Origin of the sequence: Ruminococcus sp. NK3A76 (genome assembly GCF_000686125.1) — a bacterium.
Lineage (GTDB): Bacteria > Bacillota > Clostridia > Oscillospirales > Ruminococcaceae > NK3A76.
On sequence record NZ_JMMA01000002.1, the window covers coordinates 2,994,443 to 3,013,054 of the forward strand.

Annotated in this window: 18 protein-coding genes and 1 tRNA gene; 8 read left to right on the forward strand and 11 right to left on the reverse strand. The window is 47.0% G+C overall.

Annotation, left to right across the window (positions count from 1 at the left end; genetic code table 11):
• The first annotated feature begins 72 nt into the window (after positions 1-72).
• The 5 genes from CD05_RS18815 to CD05_RS0113860 all read left to right on the forward strand — a co-directional run bounded on the left by CD05_RS18815 (position 73) and on the right by CD05_RS0113860 (position 5,041).
• Positions 73-1,326 carry an AAA family ATPase gene (locus CD05_RS18815; RefSeq protein WP_084262204.1) on the forward strand — a complete coding sequence of 418 codons (1,254 nt, stop codon included), beginning with the start codon at positions 73-75 and terminating at the stop codon, positions 1,324-1,326.
• 292 nt (positions 1,327-1,618) lie between these two features.
• Positions 1,619-1,930 (forward strand): plasmid mobilization relaxosome protein MobC, encoded by a 312-nt coding sequence (gene mobC / locus CD05_RS18820; protein ID WP_051589037.1) that lies wholly within the window; start codon positions 1,619-1,621, stop codon positions 1,928-1,930.
• On the forward strand, positions 1,931-3,190 hold the full coding sequence (locus tag CD05_RS18825) for a relaxase/mobilization nuclease domain-containing protein (RefSeq protein WP_051589038.1): 1,260 nt from the start codon (positions 1,931-1,933) through the stop codon (positions 3,188-3,190).
• Positions 3,191-3,342: 152 nt separating this feature from the next.
• Positions 3,343-3,537 carry a helix-turn-helix domain-containing protein gene (locus CD05_RS0113855; protein WP_028510979.1) on the forward strand — a complete coding sequence of 65 codons (195 nt, stop codon included), beginning with the start codon at positions 3,343-3,345 and terminating at the stop codon, positions 3,535-3,537.
• A gap of 91 nt (positions 3,538-3,628) precedes the next feature.
• Complete coding sequence (locus CD05_RS0113860) at positions 3,629-5,041, forward strand: tyrosine-type recombinase/integrase (protein ID WP_028510980.1); 1,413 nt, start codon at positions 3,629-3,631, stop codon at positions 5,039-5,041.
• A gap of 236 nt (positions 5,042-5,277) precedes the next feature.
• Here CD05_RS0113860 and CD05_RS0113865 read toward each other — a convergent pair.
• From CD05_RS0113865 to CD05_RS0113905, 9 genes are all read right to left on the reverse strand, one after another.
• A tRNA-Arg gene (locus CD05_RS0113865) sits at positions 5,278-5,354 on the reverse strand.
• 105 nt (positions 5,355-5,459) lie between these two features.
• The gene (locus CD05_RS0113870; protein WP_028510981.1) at positions 5,460-5,858 is read right to left on the reverse strand and encodes a hypothetical protein; all 399 of its coding nucleotides are present in this window, start codon (positions 5,856-5,858) and stop codon (positions 5,460-5,462) included.
• Between the two features lie 41 nt (positions 5,859-5,899).
• Positions 5,900-6,070, reverse strand: coding sequence for a hypothetical protein (locus CD05_RS20725; RefSeq protein WP_156947500.1), 171 nt, complete (start codon positions 6,068-6,070; stop codon positions 5,900-5,902).
• 21 nt (positions 6,071-6,091) lie between these two features.
• Entirely contained in the window at positions 6,092-6,475 is a 384-nt protein-coding gene (locus tag CD05_RS0113880) for a hypothetical protein (protein WP_028510982.1), read from the reverse strand.
• A 193-nt stretch (positions 6,476-6,668) separates the two neighbouring features.
• Positions 6,669-7,238: a hypothetical protein gene (locus CD05_RS0113885; protein WP_028510983.1), complete on the reverse strand. Its 570-nt coding sequence runs from the start codon at positions 7,236-7,238 to the stop codon at positions 6,669-6,671.
• Between the two features lie 17 nt (positions 7,239-7,255).
• On the reverse strand, positions 7,256-7,921 hold the full coding sequence (locus tag CD05_RS0113890) for a hypothetical protein (protein WP_028510984.1): 666 nt from the start codon (positions 7,919-7,921) through the stop codon (positions 7,256-7,258).
• Positions 7,922-7,925: 4 nt separating this feature from the next.
• Positions 7,926-8,627: an ABC transporter ATP-binding protein gene (locus CD05_RS0113895; protein WP_028510985.1), complete on the reverse strand. Its 702-nt coding sequence runs from the start codon at positions 8,625-8,627 to the stop codon at positions 7,926-7,928.
• 113 nt (positions 8,628-8,740) lie between these two features.
• Positions 8,741-9,286 carry a hypothetical protein gene (locus tag CD05_RS0113900; protein ID WP_028510986.1) on the reverse strand — a complete coding sequence of 182 codons (546 nt, stop codon included), beginning with the start codon at positions 9,284-9,286 and terminating at the stop codon, positions 8,741-8,743.
• Between the two features lie 156 nt (positions 9,287-9,442).
• Complete coding sequence (locus tag CD05_RS0113905; protein WP_028510987.1) at positions 9,443-9,886, reverse strand: hypothetical protein; 444 nt, start codon at positions 9,884-9,886, stop codon at positions 9,443-9,445.
• A gap of 142 nt (positions 9,887-10,028) precedes the next feature.
• Between CD05_RS0113905 and CD05_RS18830 the strand changes: the two genes are divergently transcribed.
• Positions 10,029-10,349 (forward strand): helix-turn-helix transcriptional regulator, encoded by a 321-nt coding sequence (locus CD05_RS18830; protein WP_198021599.1) that lies wholly within the window; start codon positions 10,029-10,031, stop codon positions 10,347-10,349.
• 63 nt (positions 10,350-10,412) lie between these two features.
• Here the strand turns inward: CD05_RS18830 and CD05_RS0113915 are convergent, their stop codons facing one another.
• The gene (locus CD05_RS0113915) at positions 10,413-11,369 is read right to left on the reverse strand and encodes a dockerin type I repeat-containing protein (RefSeq protein WP_028510988.1); all 957 of its coding nucleotides are present in this window, start codon (positions 11,367-11,369) and stop codon (positions 10,413-10,415) included.
• 38 nt (positions 11,370-11,407) lie between these two features.
• Positions 11,408-15,841 carry a leucine-rich repeat protein gene (locus CD05_RS20055; protein WP_051589039.1) on the reverse strand — a complete coding sequence of 1,478 codons (4,434 nt, stop codon included), beginning with the start codon at positions 15,839-15,841 and terminating at the stop codon, positions 11,408-11,410.
• 260 nt (positions 15,842-16,101) lie between these two features.
• Between CD05_RS20055 and CD05_RS0113925 the strand changes: the two genes are divergently transcribed.
• Complete coding sequence (locus CD05_RS0113925) at positions 16,102-16,557, forward strand: MarR family transcriptional regulator (protein ID WP_028510989.1); 456 nt, start codon at positions 16,102-16,104, stop codon at positions 16,555-16,557.
• Positions 16,558-16,678: 121 nt separating this feature from the next.
• Positions 16,679-18,589: a GGDEF domain-containing protein gene (locus CD05_RS0113930; protein WP_028510990.1), complete on the forward strand. Its 1,911-nt coding sequence runs from the start codon at positions 16,679-16,681 to the stop codon at positions 18,587-18,589.
• Positions 18,590-18,612 lie beyond the last annotated feature (23 nt).

Genomic DNA, 18,612 nt, shown 5'->3' on the forward strand with positions numbered 1-18,612 from the left:
TTTATGCAAAGTTGTCACTTTTTGTTGTCTCCCGGCGGTTATAAGGTAGAAATTATTTAAGGAGATGATAAAATGAGACAATTAATAACCAAAACCAGCGAGGAAATAATGTCCACGCTGTACAAGCCGACAGTCTTTGCAGTCGAGGGTCTGCTTGCACAGGGACTGTTCATTCTCGCAGGCTCGCCGAAGGTGGGTAAGTCGTGGCTCGCCCTTGAACTTTGCCTTGCGGTAGCCAAGGGAGATAAACTGCTTGATAGAAAAACGATGCAGGGTTCTGCGCTGTATTTTTGTCTGGAGGACAGCTACAAGCGAATACAATCCCGCCTGTATGAGCTTACAGACGAGCCTTCGGACAAGCTGTTCTTTTCAATTAAGGCTGATACTATCGGCTGCGGTCTTGAAGAACAGATAGCAAAGTTCGAATCGGAGTGTGATGACCTAAGACTCGTTGTTATCGACACCTTGCAGATGATAAGAAACGAGGTTGATTCCGGCTACGGCAGTGATTATGCAGAGCTAATCCCGCTTAAAGCTCTTGCAGAGCAGCTCGGGATAACTATTGTTTTAATACATCATTTACGCAAGGCGGCCGACAATGACCCGTTCAATATGATCTCGGGCAGCACAGGTCTTAACGGCTGTGTGGACGGCTTGCTTGTTCTTTTGAAGAACAAGCGCAGCGGCGGTCAGGCGGTACTTCATGCAACAGGGCGTGACATCGAAGATCAGGAAATTGCGATCAAAAAGCAGGGTGTTCTATGGGTGCTTGCTGATGAAAGCGAAGACAAGCCAATTGAGCTTTTTCCTTTTGCAATACACGACTTGATGACAGAGTTGTGTTCGTTCAAAGGCTCGGCAACAGAGCTGTGCGAACTACTGAAGGACAAATTCGGCGGCGAGTATTTTGCAAACCGTCTGACAAGAGGTCTGTTCCGCTTCGCTTATGAATTGCAAAACTATGGTGTGACTTTTACCCCGAAACGCAGCAACGGCCAGCGGCTTTTACTGCTGCAATACGATAAAAACAGTGACAGTAGTGACGGTAAAAAGCTGATGCCCGAGCAGCATATTTCTTCTGTCCCTGCTGTCTCTGCCGAGAATGATAATACTTTGCAAAGCCCTGAAAATACGTTAAATAGTGAAAATGGCAGTTCAAAGATAGGATCAGAAGTTACTGTCCCTTATGCTGATTCTACTGTTCCTGCTGAACAGTTTACTGACCCTGTTTTATCAGAAAACTTTATTGACGCTGTGGCGCATATGCTTTCAAACAAGCTGCTTGCGCAGGGAATAAAGGTCAGGCCGTTTGAGGAGCGCAAATGAGCCGCCTGTCGGGCGCCGTGTGCCCTCCGAGTGCTGAAATCGGGTAAACAGCCGAGAGCACCCCAAAAGCCCCACACAGGCGATTTGTGAGCGTGTGTGAGCAAAACTCAGGCACACAAATATCTCTCCCTTTCGCCTTAAAAGAGAGCAAAGAAAGGAGGAAAAAGGCAGCCCATTTTAAGGCTCACAGCGTGGGTGATTTGAGAAAGCAAGCATAGCAGGTGGCATTCCGCCACCAGCCTGCTTGGCGGGGCTAAGCCCCACACCCCATATATATCGAAGGAGGAATGTGATGAGAAAGAGAAATAAAACGATATCTATCAGATGCACAGAAGATGAGTACAATCGTGTGCATAGTCGGGCTGAGAAATATGGACTAAAGCTCAATGAATTCATTCTTAAAACAGCGCTTGGCAGGAAGATAATTGTAGCAGAAGGGCTTGCTGATGTTGTCAGGCAGCAAAAAGCAATTGGCAACAACCTCAACCAGCTTACCCGACTCGCCCATGAGGGTAAGATAAAAACTGTTGACTTAAAGGCATTGCTTGATGAATATATGAATGCAACTACTCTGCTCGCCAAAGCGCTTCAGGAGGTGAAGTGAGTGGCAACGGTAACTGCAATATCAACTAAAGGCGGCGGAGGCGGCAAGGCAACGCTTGAATATATATGCCGTGATGACAAGACCGAAAACGGCAGGTGGATAACTGCCCTAAACTGCACTCTGCCGACTGCCTATGATGAGTTTCGCAACACTAAAAATCTCTACAAAAAGCCAGGCGGTATTCAGTATTATCATTTTGTTCAGTCGCACCCAAAAGGCTATGACATCTCGCCGGAGCTTGCTCACAAGATTGCTTTGGAATTTGCAGACAAGGCGTTTAGTCAGTTTGAATGTGTAGTCGCCACTCATACCGATGCATACCATATCCACAGCCACATAGTGTTTAATTCAGTCAGCTTTGAGGACGGGCACAAGTATCATTCAAACAAGTTTACTCTGAACGGCTTGCGTGAGCTGTCAGATGAGATCTGTATTAAATATGGTGTGTCAATTCTGGACAAGCCCGATCTCAAACGTCAGACCAATGGCATCACCACAGGCGAATACCGCACTGCTATGAAAGGGCAGAGCTGGAAAATGGATCTGATGAACACCATTGACCTTGCTATGAGGCAGGCTAAAAGCCGTGAACTTTTTTGCAGGCTAATGAAAAACAAAGGCTACTCGGTCAGGTGGGAGGAACATAGAAAGTACATCACCTACACCTGCCCGAACGGAATGAAGTGCAGAGACAATCGCCTGCACGAGGACAGATACAGAAAGGAGAAGATGCAGCATGAATTCGAGATTAGAAGAAATGAGGCGAGCCTCGCAAGAGAGCGCAGAGAAAGCATTAGACACAAGTCGGGCAACGCTCGTATTCGACAGCAACTGGAAAGCATTGATAGCTTTGAGCAAGCAGACAGCGGATACGCAACTGGAAATACTATCATTTCAGGACGAGCTGTTGCAGAGGGACGATATGAACTATCTGCTGAACCGGATAGAACAGAAAACAGAATCGGTAATAGCCGAACAGAAGCAGACACTCAGGGAGCTGACCTCACAGGCTGGGAGACTGAACGAGCAATTCTCTTCGCAGATGAAGCAGCTCGAAGAATTCAGGCACGGGCTGACCATAAGGCTTTGGAAAGTAGTCATAGCTTCGCAGGCGGGCTTGGCGATATTGCTTGTGGGCTTGGGGCTCTGGGTGAGATGACGGAGGATGAGCCTGTCGAAGATAATCACTATCCAGTATCTGACCGCAAAACGCTCGCAGAGGAGATAAGGAAGAAGGAAGAGCTTGGGATGAAGATGTGAGTTGGTGTTGTGTTTTATGACACAAGAGATGAACAAAGGGTACGGCAGACAGTCGTACCCTGAAATTATAAGAAAGGACTGAGAATAATGTGCAATTATAATCATCACAGGAATACAGATAGAACGATCATAACAGGGAGGACGATAACAATATGGTTAACAATAACACAGAAACAAAAATACAAATGCTTACAATAAAGGAAGCCGCAGCACTCGTTGACGGGCTGACCGAATACAGAGTGCGTGAGCTGTGCCGTTCGGGTGAACTGCCGACTGTAAAGGCAGGCAAGAAATACCTCATCAACAAGGATACACTTATCCGCTTCTTAGGGGGTGCGGCGGAATGATAACTTTTTATGTTGCGTCTGCAAACTCTTTCGGATACGCTGGATATTGCAAAGAAAGTGTGGTATCCTTGTCAGTCAGGGAGGTGATAGAATGGCATATATAGAGCCAAGAAAAAACAAGCAAGGCGAGATAATCGCCTATCGGATACGAGTCAATAAAGGCTATGACAAGAACGGCAAAAAGCTAAAGCCCTATGAGCTCAACTTCAAGCCCGACCCCGACAAAACAGAGCGGCAGAATATGAAAGCGCTCAACGAAACTGCGGTCGAATTTGAGAAAAAATGCAAGCAGGGGTATGTGGCTGACAGCAGACAGACCTTTGCCGAGTATGCGGAATATGTTATCGCATTAAAAGAGCGTACAGGAATAAAGCGCCGTACCATTGAGGGATACAAAAAGCTTATGCCCCGCATAAACGAAGCGATAGGTCATATGAAGCTCAAAGACATTCGCCCCCAGCATCTCAATATGTTTTACGAGCAATTATCAAAGCGAAACTCCCGCCGTTATGAAAATGTGGCTGCTGCAAAAACCGACCTGAAAGCTATAATAAAAGAGAAAAATCTGTCACAGCAGAAGATAGCCGACAGCACAGGCATAGCAGTAAACACAGTCGCCCAAGCGTGCAAGGGCAGGAACATCAAAGAAAGCAAGGCAAGAGCGATAGCAGATGCGTTAGGGCTTCCGATAACAAAGCTCTTTATAATCTCGCACGACAGCAGCCCGCTGTCAAACAAAACGATACTCGAATACCACAGGCTTATAAACACTATCTTCAAGCAGGCAGACAAGGAGCTGCTAATACCATACAACCCTGCAAGCAAGGCCACGCCGCCAAAGGCAGGCAAGTCAAAGATAAACTACTTTGAGATAGAAGAGCTTGATGCTATACAGCGTGAGGCCGAGACGCTGCCGATAAAATGGAAAACGATAATCCACTTACTGATGATTTCAGGGTGCAGGCGTGGTGAGCTGTGCGGCCTGAAATGGGATGCTGTTGATTTTGAGAGAAACAGGATATACATTCACCTGAATATCCTGTACTCGACCGAGATAGGCTTATACGAGGACACGACCAAGACCGAATACTCCGAGCGGTATGTCAGACTGCCCGACGAGTCAATGGATATACTTCGTGAATACAAAGCCTGGTACGAAAAACGCAAAGCCGCCTACGGCGACCGCTGGCACGACAAGGGGTTTCTGTTCTTCCAGGAGAAAACGGGGAACGAGGGTGAGCCGATGTCACCCGACACAGTCACAAGATACCTTGATGAGTTCTCCGAAAAGAGAGGTCTGCCGCACATTAACCCACACGCCTTCCGTCACACAATGGCGAGCGTTATGTGCTTCAACCGCATTGACCCCGTCAGCATCTCACGCAGATTAGGCCACTCAAAGGTCAGCACTACGACCGATTATTATTCCCATATGCTCAAAGACGCAGACGACATCTCGGCTGAGACGATAGCAGATGTTATGCTAAGGCACAAGGGAGCGTAATCCCCACCGACAAATATTTACCGCCCGACAGAAATAATATATCTGTCGGGCGGTTTTTTCTACATACAGCAATATAAAAATTTGAAACCTCCAAAGCCCATATCAGCGGCGTTTGCCGAGAGCCAAAACCAAAAATAGTGCCCTAATAGTGCCCTGAAAGCCAAATTCCCACAAAAAAACACAGCCTCCGCAAAATAGCGAAAGCTGTGAGATCCCGTATCTACGGGCTTTGTCAATGGTGCGCCAGGAGGGACTCGAACCCCCGACCTACTGGTTCGTAGCCAGTCACTCTATCCAGCTGAGCTACTGGCGCACATTCAACTTATATATTATATCATACTGCGCTCAACAAGTCAAGAGAATAGCGGCGGCAGGACGTAAATTTAATAAAACGTTAATATTTGCGCGCGCTATGCCGTCACTTAGCGTCCGCAGCACTCTCATCAAGCAGCTCTATAAACTCCTGCGTGCTGCCTGCGATAAGAAAAGGCTCCTTTATGTTGTCAGAAAGAGATAGATATACCTTGCCGCTTGCGCTGTCCCAGTAGTAGGTGTTGCCGCCCCTGTCTGCGGCGAGCGGATAGAAGGTGCCGGGCAGAAAACCGTCGCTCCTGTCCCAGTCGGCTATCTTCTCAAAGCAGAGATTGTTCGGGGTAATGTGTGTGAGCGCCGATACCTCGCATTCGACTCCGCCGATGTTGAATACGCATAGCTTTATCCTGCCTGTCACACATTCCGAGTATAATTCCTTAAGGCAATACCGCACGACCACCGGCACAAGCCTTTGTACGCCATACACTTGCAGATTTTCCGTCATATCACCCAAATTCACCTTGAAATACGATAGTATTCCTGCGGTTAATTTGGGCAATCTGACAAAAAATCCGACTGCGTGTCTGACGCACAATGGTCGTGCGGTATTGCCTTAAGTGCGCCGGGGAACTCTATGCCGTATTTTTCTTCAAGATGCTTTACCGCCTGCTCTGCCGCCTCTGCGTCAGCCAGTGCGGCCTTCATAAATCTGTGCATTATCCTTGCCCTCCCCTTTTTTCATATCTCCACTTCGAGCGAGCTCGTCGTGTTTTGCTGTACGAATAATACCGTGACCTTGCCGCCGCTCTCCTCGTACATGATGTACGGCATGAAGTCGTCGGAGTATTCAAGCTCTATGTCGGTCAGATGCCTTATGCGTTCACTGTCTTTGTCGATGTAGTATGCATCGAGCTCTATCTTGTCCGACTCGCCCGGCTCGCCTGAGTATCGCAGCGATATCTCGGCCTTGCCGTCAGCGGTCACATAGCTGCTGTATTCCTGCTGGTCGCTGTATAGCCCGGTGTAGTATCTCTGCCGTATCACCAGCCCGATCAGCACCGCCGCAAGTGCTGCCATCACTCCTGCAACAATGTATATTTTCAAGCGTTTTTTGTCTTTCATCCTGTCTCTCCCAGTCACTAAGGCAACACCGCTGGGCCATTGTACGTCAGACACGCAGTCAAATTTTTCGTCAGATTGGCTAAATTTACCGCAGGAATACTAACGTATTTCAAGGTAAATTTGGGTAATATGACGGAAAATTTGCAAGTGGATGGCGTGCAAAGGTATCCGCCGGTGGCCCGGCGGTGTTGCCCTAAAGCATATTTTCATAGTGCTCCCACGCCGCCGGTAGCTTGTTCCTTACAAAACGTGCATACGAACATTCGGGGGCGTTTATCATATCCTTTTCCTTAAGGTATGATGCGACCATTTTGTACCAGCCATCAAGCTGCTCAGGGGTCTTGTCCTCAAACTGGCTCACCCTTAGCCTGCCGTCTGCGATGTAGCGCTGCATCAGCTCATAAGCATCAGGCACCTCTATGCACCCGACCACATCAAGCGGCACGACACCCAGCCTTGTACAGGGAATGTTCTTAAATGGGATATACTCCCCCTCTTTCGCATTGACGGTGTATATGCAGCCGCTCACACCCTGCGATACCTCACGCAGAGCATCGGGGTAAAGCTCGTGATAGACCGGCACATCGCTCCCCTGCTCAAAGCCGTAGGGGAACCAGTAGTACGGCCGCTGCACGGCGTTGCAAAGATACATCGCTGCGACCTGTTCTATTGTCGTAAGATACACATACGGCCTGTCATGGTCTGCCTGCCTGGGGGCAAGCTGCGTCAGCCCTTCGGTGTTGCTGCCGTGGTATAATAGCATTTCCTTCTCCTTGTCGTTTATGAGTTTTCTATCACGATACCCGGATATTTCTCTTTCAGCCTTGCGGTCAGCTCTTCATCAAGCGTTATCCTTTTATGTGCGTCACGGCTTATATCATAGCAGTCAGTTACGCTCAGCTTTGCTATGCTTTTTATCTCAAACAGCCTCTCAGGGTCAAACATCTCATCGTGGACTACCGTAAGCTCCAACGCACTGCACTCTGTATTGTTCAGGCAGGAAAGATCCTGCACGGTACTGTTTGTTATGCTGACCTTTAACAGCCCGCTATCACTGCAAAGCAAGAGCGTCAGCATACCCTCTGAGGGCTCATTATCCTCCATAGCCTTGATAGTTATGTCTTTTTGATACAGGGGAAAAGCACTGTCCTCGCCCAGTTTTGAAACAGCATTCAGAGCGCTCACGGCATCACGCAGCCCGGCCTCGCTCACCTTGCTGCCATTGAGCGCAAAGTGCAGCGTATAGCCGTCGCCCGACCCGGTTATCCTGTCAAATTCTATGCTTTCAAGCTGTCTGTCCTCAATGACTGCGGCTATCTCCTTTTTGTACTTCCACGCAAAGGGGCTGTTTAGCTTACTGTAAACACGCACGCCCACAATGACCGCCGCTGCCACAACTATCACCACCGCTATCAGCAAAGCTGTTTTTCTTTTATGCGATGTCATAGCCCTACCACTCTATCTCATTTACATCAACAGGTGTCGGGTTTAGCTTGACATCGACTACCCTGCTGTTTTTTACCCTTATCACCCTGTCGGCCATAGGAACAATTGCGCTGTTGTGGGTGATGACGATGACCGTCATGCCCTTTTTGCGGCAGGTGTCCTGCAAAAGCGAGAGTATCTGCTTGCCTGTGGTGTAGTCAAGCGCACCCGTCGGCTCGTCGCAAAGCAACAGCTTCGGGTTTTTGGCAAGCGCCCTTGCGATAGACACTCTCTGCTGCTCGCCGCCCGAGAGCTGCGAGGGAAAGTTATCAAGCCTGTCTCCCAGCCCCACGCTCACAAGCACCTCGGCCGGGTCGAGAGCGTCCTTGCATATCTGCGTTGCAAGCTCGACATTCTCCTTGGCGGTCAGGTTATTTATCAGGTTATAAAACTGGAACACGAATCCTATATCAAAGCGCTTATACTCGGTCAGCCCCCTGTTCGAGAGCTTTGTGATGTCAACGCCGTCCACGGTTATGCTGCCCTCGTCGCAGCGGTCCATGCCGCCGAGCATATTGAGTATGGTGGTCTTGCCTGCACCCGACGACCCGAGTATCACGGCAAACTCCCCCTTCTCGACCTCAAAGCACACCCCGTCCGACGCCGTTATCGTCACCTCGCCCATGCGGTAGCGCTTATACACATCTTTAAACTGCACAAATGCCATACTCTCACCTCGATACAATTATAGCAGATTTGGGGAGGTTTGTAAAGAGAAAGCCGAGGGCATAACCCTCGGCTAATATAATTATTTGATCTTTATCTTTACTATATTATCTTTCATAAGCCTTTAGATGCCCAGTATTCATCAATTGCACGGTTAATTTTTCCTATATCCACATTATCGCTTTCACTATAATCCAAATCGGTTTCACTAATTGTCTCTGTTGCACCATTAAGATCAATATAATAATTCTTTCTTTCTGACGAATTTGATATATCTGTACCAATTAGTGTTACATCAAATAATCTTTGACCTTTATCGCCTAAATAATGATGAAATTTATAAATTCTAATACTCATAGGATCCTTAAATCTTTTTGTAACAGTGGCTCTCGTTGCTATTGACTCAAGCAACAAATCCCCATCAACGTTATTAATTACTGATTGATACAATTCGAGTTCTACATCATTTAATTGTTCAAGTGCGGTCTGTGTGAGTGTTGTAATTTCTTTTGTGGTCGTTGTTGTAGTTGCCGATGTAGTATTATTAGGATTTATTGTATCTTTACTCTCATTATCTTTGTCTGAAGTATTCATATCGCAACCCGATAAACACACGATTATAACCAGCAGCATACAATAAATACATATTTGTTTTTTCATAAAACCCCCTCCGTTCTTGGATAAAAAAACTCTTCAAGATTTTTAAGGCTATTACATATTATAAATAGCCTGTGATCAATGCATAAAAACAGCTATCATTACTAATAGCTCTAAAAACCTATAAGTACCATGATCTTTCCCTTGTGTCAGAATTAATCATTCAAAAAAGCTAAATTCTTTTTTACTTAGTACGAGCTTATACACTAAAAATACTGAGCCTTCTTCATCACCTCCTGCAAAGCTTACATATACTTTATCATCATCCACTTCAACAGTCGCTAAACCAAAAGTATATTTTGTTCCCACTATTGTTAATTCTTCTTTGATTTTATCATTTGAATCCGAGAAGGCGTATTCCATATTGTCATCTAATGGTATATCTTCGTCAAACCCAACTAATGTATTATCTTTAATTCTAAACTCTTTATTTTCATAATGATTCTCTATCCTTTCTTTAACGTTATCATATTTTGTTGATGTTGTTGGCGTTATATACGATATATCTGTCATAACATATTTTGTATCAAAATATCTATATCCAAAGAATACAGCAGCTGCTAATACTATTATAGAACATACAATAATAACATTCTTTTTCATCAAAAAAACCTCCTTTTTATTTGAATAAACAACAAATATGTTGTTATACTATAATTATAACATCATATACGCTGTTTGTCAATACATCTAATATGTTGTATAATAAGTTTGTATCAATAAACAAATTCAGGAGGTGTGCTTTGTGCAAAATAATTTATACTTGTATCCAAACCTTGTAAAAGTAAGAAAAAGTAAATATACCCAGTCTGAGCTTGCTGCACTGATAGGCATATCTCAGCAGGAGGTCAGCCGGTATGAGAGCGGCGAGGTCAAAGCGCCGATAAACTACCTGATAGATGTTGCAAACTGCTGCAACGTCAGCGTTGATTATATACTCGGGCGTGAGACCCCGGAATACAACGATAATGATGTTTTTACCCTCTACAACGCCCTGAATGATAAAAACAAGCTGCGTGTAGACGAGCGCATAAAAACACTTCTCGAATTACAGACAAACAAATGACCGACCCGCCCTATAAAAGAGCAGATCGGTCATATTCATTTGCATATCATTGTCAGCCGGGCATTATACAAACGTGACAGGCCATTCGGCGAGATACTGCTGCATAAGTATGCCGTCCTTAAGATCAACCAGCTTGTCGCCGTTTAGATCAGCGTTGGGAAGATATATCTTAACCGGCCACTGTGCAAGATACTGCTTCATAAGCAAGCCGTCCTTAAGATCGACCTTGCCGTCGAGGTTAAGGTCGCCGGTGAGCGTCTTCTCCCCGTCGGGAGCCTGCTCCTCAGTCTCGACTTCCTTTGTCTGCACCTTGAAGTCAGTGTTCTTGAATTTCTCGGAAACATATACAGTAACTCCGGGCTTGTCGCCTGTCGCAGCTGTTGATGCTTCCTCATCAACTGTTGCGTTTACTGTCTCTGTCTGCTTGTGCTCCTCGTTGTTTTTGCAGACTCTTGTTGCAGTCACGGTCTTGTAGTCTTCCGACCATTCGTATGTCGGCTCGCCCCAGTCGTGGCCGAGAGCCGGCACCTCGACTTCCACTGTCTGCTGCTCGAAGGTCTTTATCTCGAACTCGTCAGACACATATACGTTTACTCCCGGCTCCTCGCAGGTAGCAGGAGTTGATGCTTCCTCATCGATGTGAGCATCTACTGTCTCGGAATACTGAGCGCCGCAGTTTGTGCAGGTCTTGACACCTGTTAATGTCGAGTAGTCATCGCTCCATTTGTATTCGGTCTTGTACCATGTGTGCTTTGTGCAGCCTTCGTCGAGATCGGTTTCGTCGGGGTCTTCTTCATGTTCCTCATGGCCCTGTCCTTGGTCGCCGCCCTGATTATCAATGCTGCAGCCACCACCATCGCTTGCACAAGCATCAAGCCGGAAGCTCTGCGGCACTATCGACAGTATCCCTGCCACCGTGCCTCCGAACATTTTGTTAAGCGCCTCCTCCGGCAGAGCGCCGAATGAGAGCAGCCCAACGAGCATGAAAGCAACTAACTTTCTGCCAAAGCTTTTTTTCATATTATATCTCCTCCTTATATTAATAATATTATAGTATACTATTTAAGTGTGACCTTCCAGCCCGAAAGCTTCTGCTTTAACAGTAAGCCGTCCTTAAGATCGACTACACCGTCGCCGGTAACGTCAGCATTTGTCGTGTTTATGCCGACCTTCCAGCCTGCAAGATACTGCTGGAGCATCAGACCGTCCTTAAGGTCAACCACGCCGTCGCCGTTGACATCGCCGGAGAGCTTCTTGCCGTCGCTCTTGACTATCTTGAAGGTTATGGACTTTGTTCCTGTGAAGTTGCCCTTGCCTGTCAGTGTCATTGTAGCTGTGCCGGCGTTTGTGTTGTTCGAGTAGGAAACTGTGTAATCAGTGCCCAAAGTGAGCGTCTTGCCGCCGAACTTGACTGTAGGCGCAGGCTTTATTGCCGAGCCTGTGTATGCATAGGTCGTGTTTACATTTGATACGGCTGTGCTGCTCATGTTTGCTGCGGTTATCTTGAAGGTTATGACCTTTGAGCCGGTAAAGTTGCCCTTGCCGGTGATAGTCATGGTCACTGTGCCGACATTTGTGTTGTTCTTGTATGTCACTGTGTAGTCAGTGCCGGCCTTGAGCGTCTTGCCGCTGTAGGTAACTGTCGGTGCAGGGGTCTGTGCAGCACCTGTGTAGGTGTATGTGGTGTTGAGCCCCGAAACTGCTCCACTGCTCATAGCAACTGTGGTTATGGTGAATGTCATGCTCTTTGTGCCGGTAAAGTTGCCCTTGCCGGTAACAGTAACTGTCGCTGTACCTGCGTTTGTGTTGTTTGAGTAAGTAACTGTGTAATCCGTGCCGGACTTAAGTGTCGAGCCGCTGAATGTCACTGTCGGTGCAGGTGTCAGCGCCGAGCCTGTGTATGCCGTGCTCTTTAATAACGACATAGAAGTGTTGCTCATGCTTGCAGGAGTTATCGTGTAGTTGACTTTCTTGATGCCCGTGTAATTGCCCTTGCCGGTGATAGCTACAGTCGCCGTGCCTGCGTTTACGTTGTTAGAATAGGTCAGCGTGTAGTCAGTGCCGGCAGTGAGCGTCTTGCCGTTCAGTGTCACGGTAGGAGCAGGCGAGTAAGAATAGCCTGTGTATACCTTGCTGCTTATAGCTGAAACCGTTGCATTGCTTACATCGGGCAGAGCATTCTTTGTTATGCTGAATGTCACGCTCTTGGTGCCTGTGTAATTGCCCTTGCCGGTCACTGTTAAGGTAGCAGTACCCACGTTTACGTTATTTGTATAAGAAACTGTATAATCAGTTCCCGATTTAAGCGTTGTGCTGCCGTACTTAACGGTAGGTGTCGGCTTGATAGCCGAGCCTGTGTATGTATAGCTCGTGCTGACATTTGATACAGCCGTGCTGCTCATGTTTGCAGCAGTTATTTTGAAAGTTATCGTCTTTGTGCCGGTATAGTTGCCCTTGCCTGTCAGTGTCATGGTAACTGTGCCTACATTTACATTGTTTGCATACGCAACAGTGTAGTCTGTGCCTGCTTTGAGCGTCTTGCCGTTGTAGGTAACTGTCGGTGCAGGGGTCTGTGCAGCACCGGTGTAGGTGTAGGTCGTGCTGAGCCCTGAAACTGCCGTGCTGCTCATGTTAACAATTGTGGACGGAGCGCTTGTTATGCTGAATGTCACGCTCTTTGAGCCTGTATAGCTGCCAATACCTGTGATAGTTATGGTAGCAGTACCTACATTTGTGTTATTTGAGTAGGAAACCGTGTAGTCAGTTCCCGATTTGAGCGTCTTGCCGCTGCATACTACTGTAGGCACAGGCTTTATTGCCGAGCCTGTGTATGTATAGCTTGAATTTACGCCGGATACAGATGCGCTGCTGATGTTCACTGTTGCCTTTGCGATAGTAAAGCTAACGCTCTTTGAGCCGGTGTAGTTTCCTGTACCTGTTACAGTGAGAGTAGCAGTACCTACATTTGTGTTATTTGAGTAGGAAACCGTGTAGTCAGTCCCCGATTTGAGCGTCTTGCCGCTGCATACTACTGTAGGCACAGGCTTTATTGCCGAGCCTGTGTATGTGTAGCTTGAATTAACGCCGGTTATTGTCGCACTGCTCAGGTTCACGAGTGCATTCTTGGTAATAGTGAATGTCGTCTTTGCCGAGCCTGTGTAGTTGCCCTTACCTGTTACAGTGAGGGTAGCAGTACCTACATTTGTGTTATTTGAGTAGGAAACCGTGTAGTCAGTTCCCGATTTGAGCGTCTTGCCGCTGCATACTACTGTAGGCACAGGCTTTATTGCAGAGCCTGTGTAGGTGTAGTTTGCGCTTATACCTGAAATAGTCGCACTGCTAAGGCTTGCTGCGGTGATAGAGAATGTCGTGCTTTTTGTGCCGGTGAAATTACCCTTGCCGGTAATTGTGGCTGTTGCCGTGCCGACATTTGTGTTGCTTGTGTAGGCCACCGTGTAGTCAGTGCCTGATTTGAGTGTCGAGCCGCTGAATGTCACTGTAGGTGCAGGTGTCAGCGCCGAGCCCGTGTACACCACGCTCTTTACCATAGAAACAGATGTGTTGCTGAAGTTTGCGGGTGTTATGGTGTAGTTTACAGTCTTTGTGCCTGTGTAGCTGCCCTTGCCGGTGATAGTGATAGTCGCTGTACCTGCGTTTATGTTGTTAGCGTAAGCAAGTGTGTAGTCAGAGTTGGCTGTGAGCGTCTTGCCGTTTAATGTGACTGTAGGTGCCGGGGAGTATGAATATCCTGTATACACCTTGCTGCTTATGGCTGCAACTGTTGCATTGGTAATGCTCGTGCCTGACGATGAGCTGCTCGTGATGCTGAAATTAATGCTCTTTGAGCCGGTGTAATTGCCCTTGCCGGTCACGATAAGGGTCGCAGTGCCAACATTTGTGTTGTTTGAATAAGAAACTGTATAATCCGTGCCGGAAACAAGTGTCTTTCCGCTGAGTGTTACAGAAGTCGGAACAGGCTTTATTGCCGAGCCTGTATAGGTGTAGCTTGAATTCACGCCGTTAATTGTCGCACCGCTTATGTTGGTAGTTGTAGACGAGCTGCTCGTGATGTTGAAATTAATGCTCTTTGAGCCGGTGTAATTGCCCTTACCGTTTACAGTGAGGGTAGCTGTGCCGACATTTGTGTTGTTTGAATAAGAAACTGTATAATCAGTGCCGGAAACAAGTGTCTTTCCGCTGAGTGTTACAGAAGTCGGTACAGGCTTTATGGCAGAACCGGTGTAGGTATAGCTTGAATTCACGCCGTTAATTGTCGCACCGCTTATGTTGGTAGTAGTGGACGAGCTGCCTGTGATCTGGAATGTCTTGCTCAACGAGCCTGTGAAGTTGCCTGAACTTGTGGCAGTGACTGTCACAGTCGCAGTGCCGACATTAGTGTTGTTTGAATATGATACTGTATAATCAGAGGTATCGACCTTCTTGCGGTTGTACACGACCGAGGGAACAGGCTGTATAGCCGAGCCGGTATATGTATACGAGGAATTAATGCCACCTATAGCCGCATTTGAAAGATTTTCCTTTGATATCGTGAAGTTAGCAGTCTTCGTGCCGGTGTATGCGCCGTTGCCTGTCAGGGTGACAGTACCTGTACCGACATTTGTATTGTTTGAATACTTGGCCAAATAATCAGCACCGCTGGTGAGCGTCTTGCCGTTTAATGTAACTGTGAGTGCAGGTGTCTGTTCTTTGCCATTGTATGTACACTGTGCCGCTGTAACAGATGCACCGGATATGCTTACAGCTGTTGCATCGATAAGAGTGTATGGAACCGAGTTACTTGCAGCGTATTTCGCAGCCGACGAACCAGAATAGCACTTGAGCTTGAAACCATCGATCAGATCCTCTTCCGAAGCAAAACCTAATGCCTTACCTTTTTCGCCAATTTCGACTTTTTGGGCTATAGTCATTGTCTTAATACCAGTGCAGCCCATAAAGGCTCCTGAACCTATCGATGACAGAGACGACGGGAAGGTAAACGATGTGAGTGAACTGCAATTATAGAACGCATTTGACCCTATATTCACAACGCTGTCCGGTATGTTGATAGTTGTAAGGGATGTACAGTTAGCAAACATTCCTTCCGGGATTTCTTCAAGATTACTCGGCAGAGTAACACTCCTGAGATTTGTACAGTTCGAGAATACATCCACGCCTAAAGTTGTTATCGTACTGGATAAACTTACACTTGTAAGCGACTGGTTGGCTGAAAAGACATACTTCTCTATTGCCTTTACGGGATATCCTCCCAACGTAGACGGGATAATAAGATTGGACGCATTTCCCCGATAGCCAACTATTTTGACCTCACCGTTTTTCACATCACACTCAAAATCATCGTATACTTTATATGGTTCAAAGCCGTCCGCCCGTGCCGTCATCACCTGCACAGGACTGCTTATGCCCGGGAGCTCTGCCCCCACACTTGCTGCAAGCATAGCCGCCGCAGCCATGCCTGATATGAATCTTTTCATCAAATTTCCTCCTTCAAAAAGCTCCTTCAAAATAGGATATTATTCCAATAAGTCATAATTTCCCCATTGTAAAATAGTATACATCTATTATAACATTTTTAACTATATTTCTCAATACGCATATTATACAAACAGAATATTCATTTTTAGGCATATAAACCATTGTTTACAAAAAGCACACATAACATGGCTTGACAAATTTTGTTTGATAAGATATAATTTAATCGGATACATCATCAGATGAAAGGAGCCTGCACCTTATGGATAACATAAAGCCCAACGTCTGCGAGCAGCTCAGACTTGAAAATCAGCTGTGCTTTCCGCTGTATGCAGCGTCAAGACAGATAGTAAACAAATACACCCCTCACCTGAAGCCGCTGGGTATAACCTATACACAGTATCTGGTGTTCCTTGTGCTGGGCGAGTGCGGCGAGATGAAGGTGAGCGAGATAGGCTCAAAGCTGATGCTCGATAACGGCACCCTCTCTCCCCTGCTCAAAAAGCTCGAAAAGGAAGGCTATATCACACGCTCACGCAGCAGCGAGGACGAGAGGATAGTTATGATATCCCTTACTCAGAAGGGCGTGGAGTTCTATAACGGCCTTTCGGATATCCCCGGGAAGATAGGCTCATGCGTCTGCCTTGACAGCAAAAAGGCAGGCGAGCTCTACACGCTTTTGTATGAGCTCTTAGGCTCAATGCAGGAAAATCAGTAAAAATATATGATGTTTTGTCTATAAAAGCATATTTTTTTCAAAAAAAGGATTGCATTTTTGTATTTAATATGATATAATATATTGTGTATAATTATTTCCACTCAAGGAGGTCGCTCATGTTATGAAACGTAAGACTATTGCCGTCTGCGTCACTGGCTACGACGATCAAAACGAAATGATGAAAGTTAAAGGCGCTCTTGACCGCTGCAAAGAACTGGGCTATAACCTTCTGACATTTTTTAATTCGCAGAGAAAGCCGGAGCTCAATCTCGACCTTGTTATCCCCGAGGATATCATAAACGGTGAGATGCAGGTGCTGAGACTTATAAACTATGACCTTATCGACGGTATCATAGTTTTCGGTGAGTCGATGCTCTCGCCCGATATGCTCGGCGAGATAGCCGCCGAGGCTAAGAAGAGGGGCATTCCTATGGTCGATATCGACGACCCGATGTTCGATGTCTGCGAGAAGATAACCCTCTCAAACGAAAATGCCATGGAAGGCGTTATCAGACACCTTGTCGAAGATCACGGCTTCACTAAGATAGACTTTATCAACGGCTTCAAGAACAATCCGCAGTCCGATGAAAGACTTGCCGCATACAAGAAGGTGCTCACCGAGCACGGCATACCGATCGAGGAGCACAGGATACATTACGGCGAGTTCTGGAGACGTGCTATCGTATGTACAAAGAACATAATAGCTCGTGGAGAATTGCCCGAGGCTATAGCCTGTGCAAACGACACTATGGCTATCTACTGTATGGACACGCTGAAGGAAGCAGGCTACCGTATCCCCGAGGATGTCGTTGTAACAGGCTTTGACGCTACTCTTGACAGCGCCCAGTGCAAGCCTACGCTCACCACCGCAAGGCGTGCTATATACGAATCCGGTATCGTAGCTATCGACAAGCTCACAAGAATGATGAACGGCGAGAAGGTCGAGTATGACACCTCTGTTGAATCGGTGCTCGTCAAGGGCGAATCATGCGGCTGTGTGCCCTTTATGCCCCGCAAGGAAGAGACATACGAGGAAAAGTACGAGGTCATCAACCGCTTCAAGCAGTTCAACAGATATATCCTTTATATGAACTCAGAGTTCTCGAACATCAAGAACGCCGAGGAGCTCTATGAGCCTATGACCGAGGGCTGCAGGCTGTTCCAGTTCAAGAAGCTGTATGTCTGCATCAACATAGACATCCAGCACAAGCAGGACCTTGTTGACATAGACGAGAAAAACCCCTGGCAGATACCTGACAGAATGGTCTCGATGTTCAAGCACGGCCACGATATCGAGGACGGCACAGAGTTTGACACGAAGGACCTTATCCCAGGCGGATTTGACGATGAGGACGCTCCGGTGAATTACCTCTTTGCGCCGCTCTATTTCAAGAAGAACTTCCTGGGCTATGTTGCCGTTGTTCCGCCAGAGGGCGGTCTTGAAGGCGAGATGTTCTCGGCGTGGCTGGTAGCAATATCAAACAACGCCGGCTCCTTCTACATGAACAACGAGCTCTCCGAGGCTATCGGCGAGCTGCAGAAGCTCTATCTGCGTGACCCGCTCACAGGCCTTTACAACAGACGAGGGCTCAACAAGTTTGAAAAGCCCTACATCGAGAAAGCTATCAGCGAGGGCAAGATCCCTGTGCTTATCTGCGCTGACGTTGACGGCCTAAAAAAGGTCAACGACAACTTCGGCCACGAGGAGGGCGACAATGCCATCATCAGAAGCTCCTCGGCACTTATCAGGTGCTTCCCGGTGGGCAGTATATGCGTAAGGACAGGCGGCGACGAGTTCCTCGTAATATCGGCATTTGACGACGAGAAGGAGCTCAAAGCGTCTATCAAGGACGTTTACCACAACCTTGAAGAATACAACGCAATAAGCAACAAGCCCTACAAGGTAGGCTGCTCCTGCGGCTATGCGATAGTTCCCAAGGACGAAGAATATGACCTTGACGAGATACAGAAGCTCGCCGACAGGAATATGTACGACGAAAAGATAAAGCGCAAGGCTGTAAGAAAAGACTGATATACCGCCCCTCTGCCGTGTGA

What these genes read in the sequence shown, in the direction of transcription:
- CD05_RS0113855 (WP_028510979.1), top strand. Translation starts at nt 3,343, where the DNA reads ATGGTTAACAATAACACAGAAACAAAAATACAAATGCTTACAATAAAG.
- CD05_RS0113900 (WP_028510986.1), bottom strand. Translation starts at nt 9,286, where the DNA reads ATGAAAAAACAAATATGTATTTATTGTATGCTGCTGGTTATAATCGTG.
- CD05_RS0113860 (WP_028510980.1), top strand. Translation starts at nt 3,629, where the DNA reads ATGGCATATATAGAGCCAAGAAAAAACAAGCAAGGCGAGATAATCGCC.
- CD05_RS0113880 (WP_028510982.1), bottom strand. Translation starts at nt 6,475, where the DNA reads ATGAAAGACAAAAAACGCTTGAAAATATACATTGTTGCAGGAGTGATG.
- mobC (WP_051589037.1), top strand. Translation starts at nt 1,619, where the DNA reads ATGAGAAAGAGAAATAAAACGATATCTATCAGATGCACAGAAGATGAG.
- CD05_RS18815 (WP_084262204.1), top strand. Translation starts at nt 73, where the DNA reads ATGAGACAATTAATAACCAAAACCAGCGAGGAAATAATGTCCACGCTG.
- CD05_RS0113925 (WP_028510989.1), top strand. Translation starts at nt 16,102, where the DNA reads ATGGATAACATAAAGCCCAACGTCTGCGAGCAGCTCAGACTTGAAAAT.
- CD05_RS0113885 (WP_028510983.1), bottom strand. Translation starts at nt 7,238, where the DNA reads ATGCTATTATACCACGGCAGCAACACCGAAGGGCTGACGCAGCTTGCC.
- CD05_RS0113890 (WP_028510984.1), bottom strand. Translation starts at nt 7,921, where the DNA reads ATGACATCGCATAAAAGAAAAACAGCTTTGCTGATAGCGGTGGTGATA.
- CD05_RS0113905 (WP_028510987.1), bottom strand. Translation starts at nt 9,886, where the DNA reads ATGAAAAAGAATGTTATTATTGTATGTTCTATAATAGTATTAGCAGCT.
- CD05_RS0113930 (WP_028510990.1), top strand. Translation starts at nt 16,679, where the DNA reads ATGAAACGTAAGACTATTGCCGTCTGCGTCACTGGCTACGACGATCAA.
- CD05_RS0113895 (WP_028510985.1), bottom strand. Translation starts at nt 8,627, where the DNA reads ATGGCATTTGTGCAGTTTAAAGATGTGTATAAGCGCTACCGCATGGGC.
- CD05_RS20055 (WP_051589039.1), bottom strand. Translation starts at nt 15,841, where the DNA reads ATGAAAAGATTCATATCAGGCATGGCTGCGGCGGCTATGCTTGCAGCA.
- CD05_RS20725 (WP_156947500.1), bottom strand. Translation starts at nt 6,070, where the DNA reads ATGCACAGATTTATGAAGGCCGCACTGGCTGACGCAGAGGCGGCAGAG.
- CD05_RS0113915 (WP_028510988.1), bottom strand. Translation starts at nt 11,369, where the DNA reads ATGAAAAAAAGCTTTGGCAGAAAGTTAGTTGCTTTCATGCTCGTTGGG.
- CD05_RS0113870 (WP_028510981.1), bottom strand. Translation starts at nt 5,858, where the DNA reads ATGACGGAAAATCTGCAAGTGTATGGCGTACAAAGGCTTGTGCCGGTG.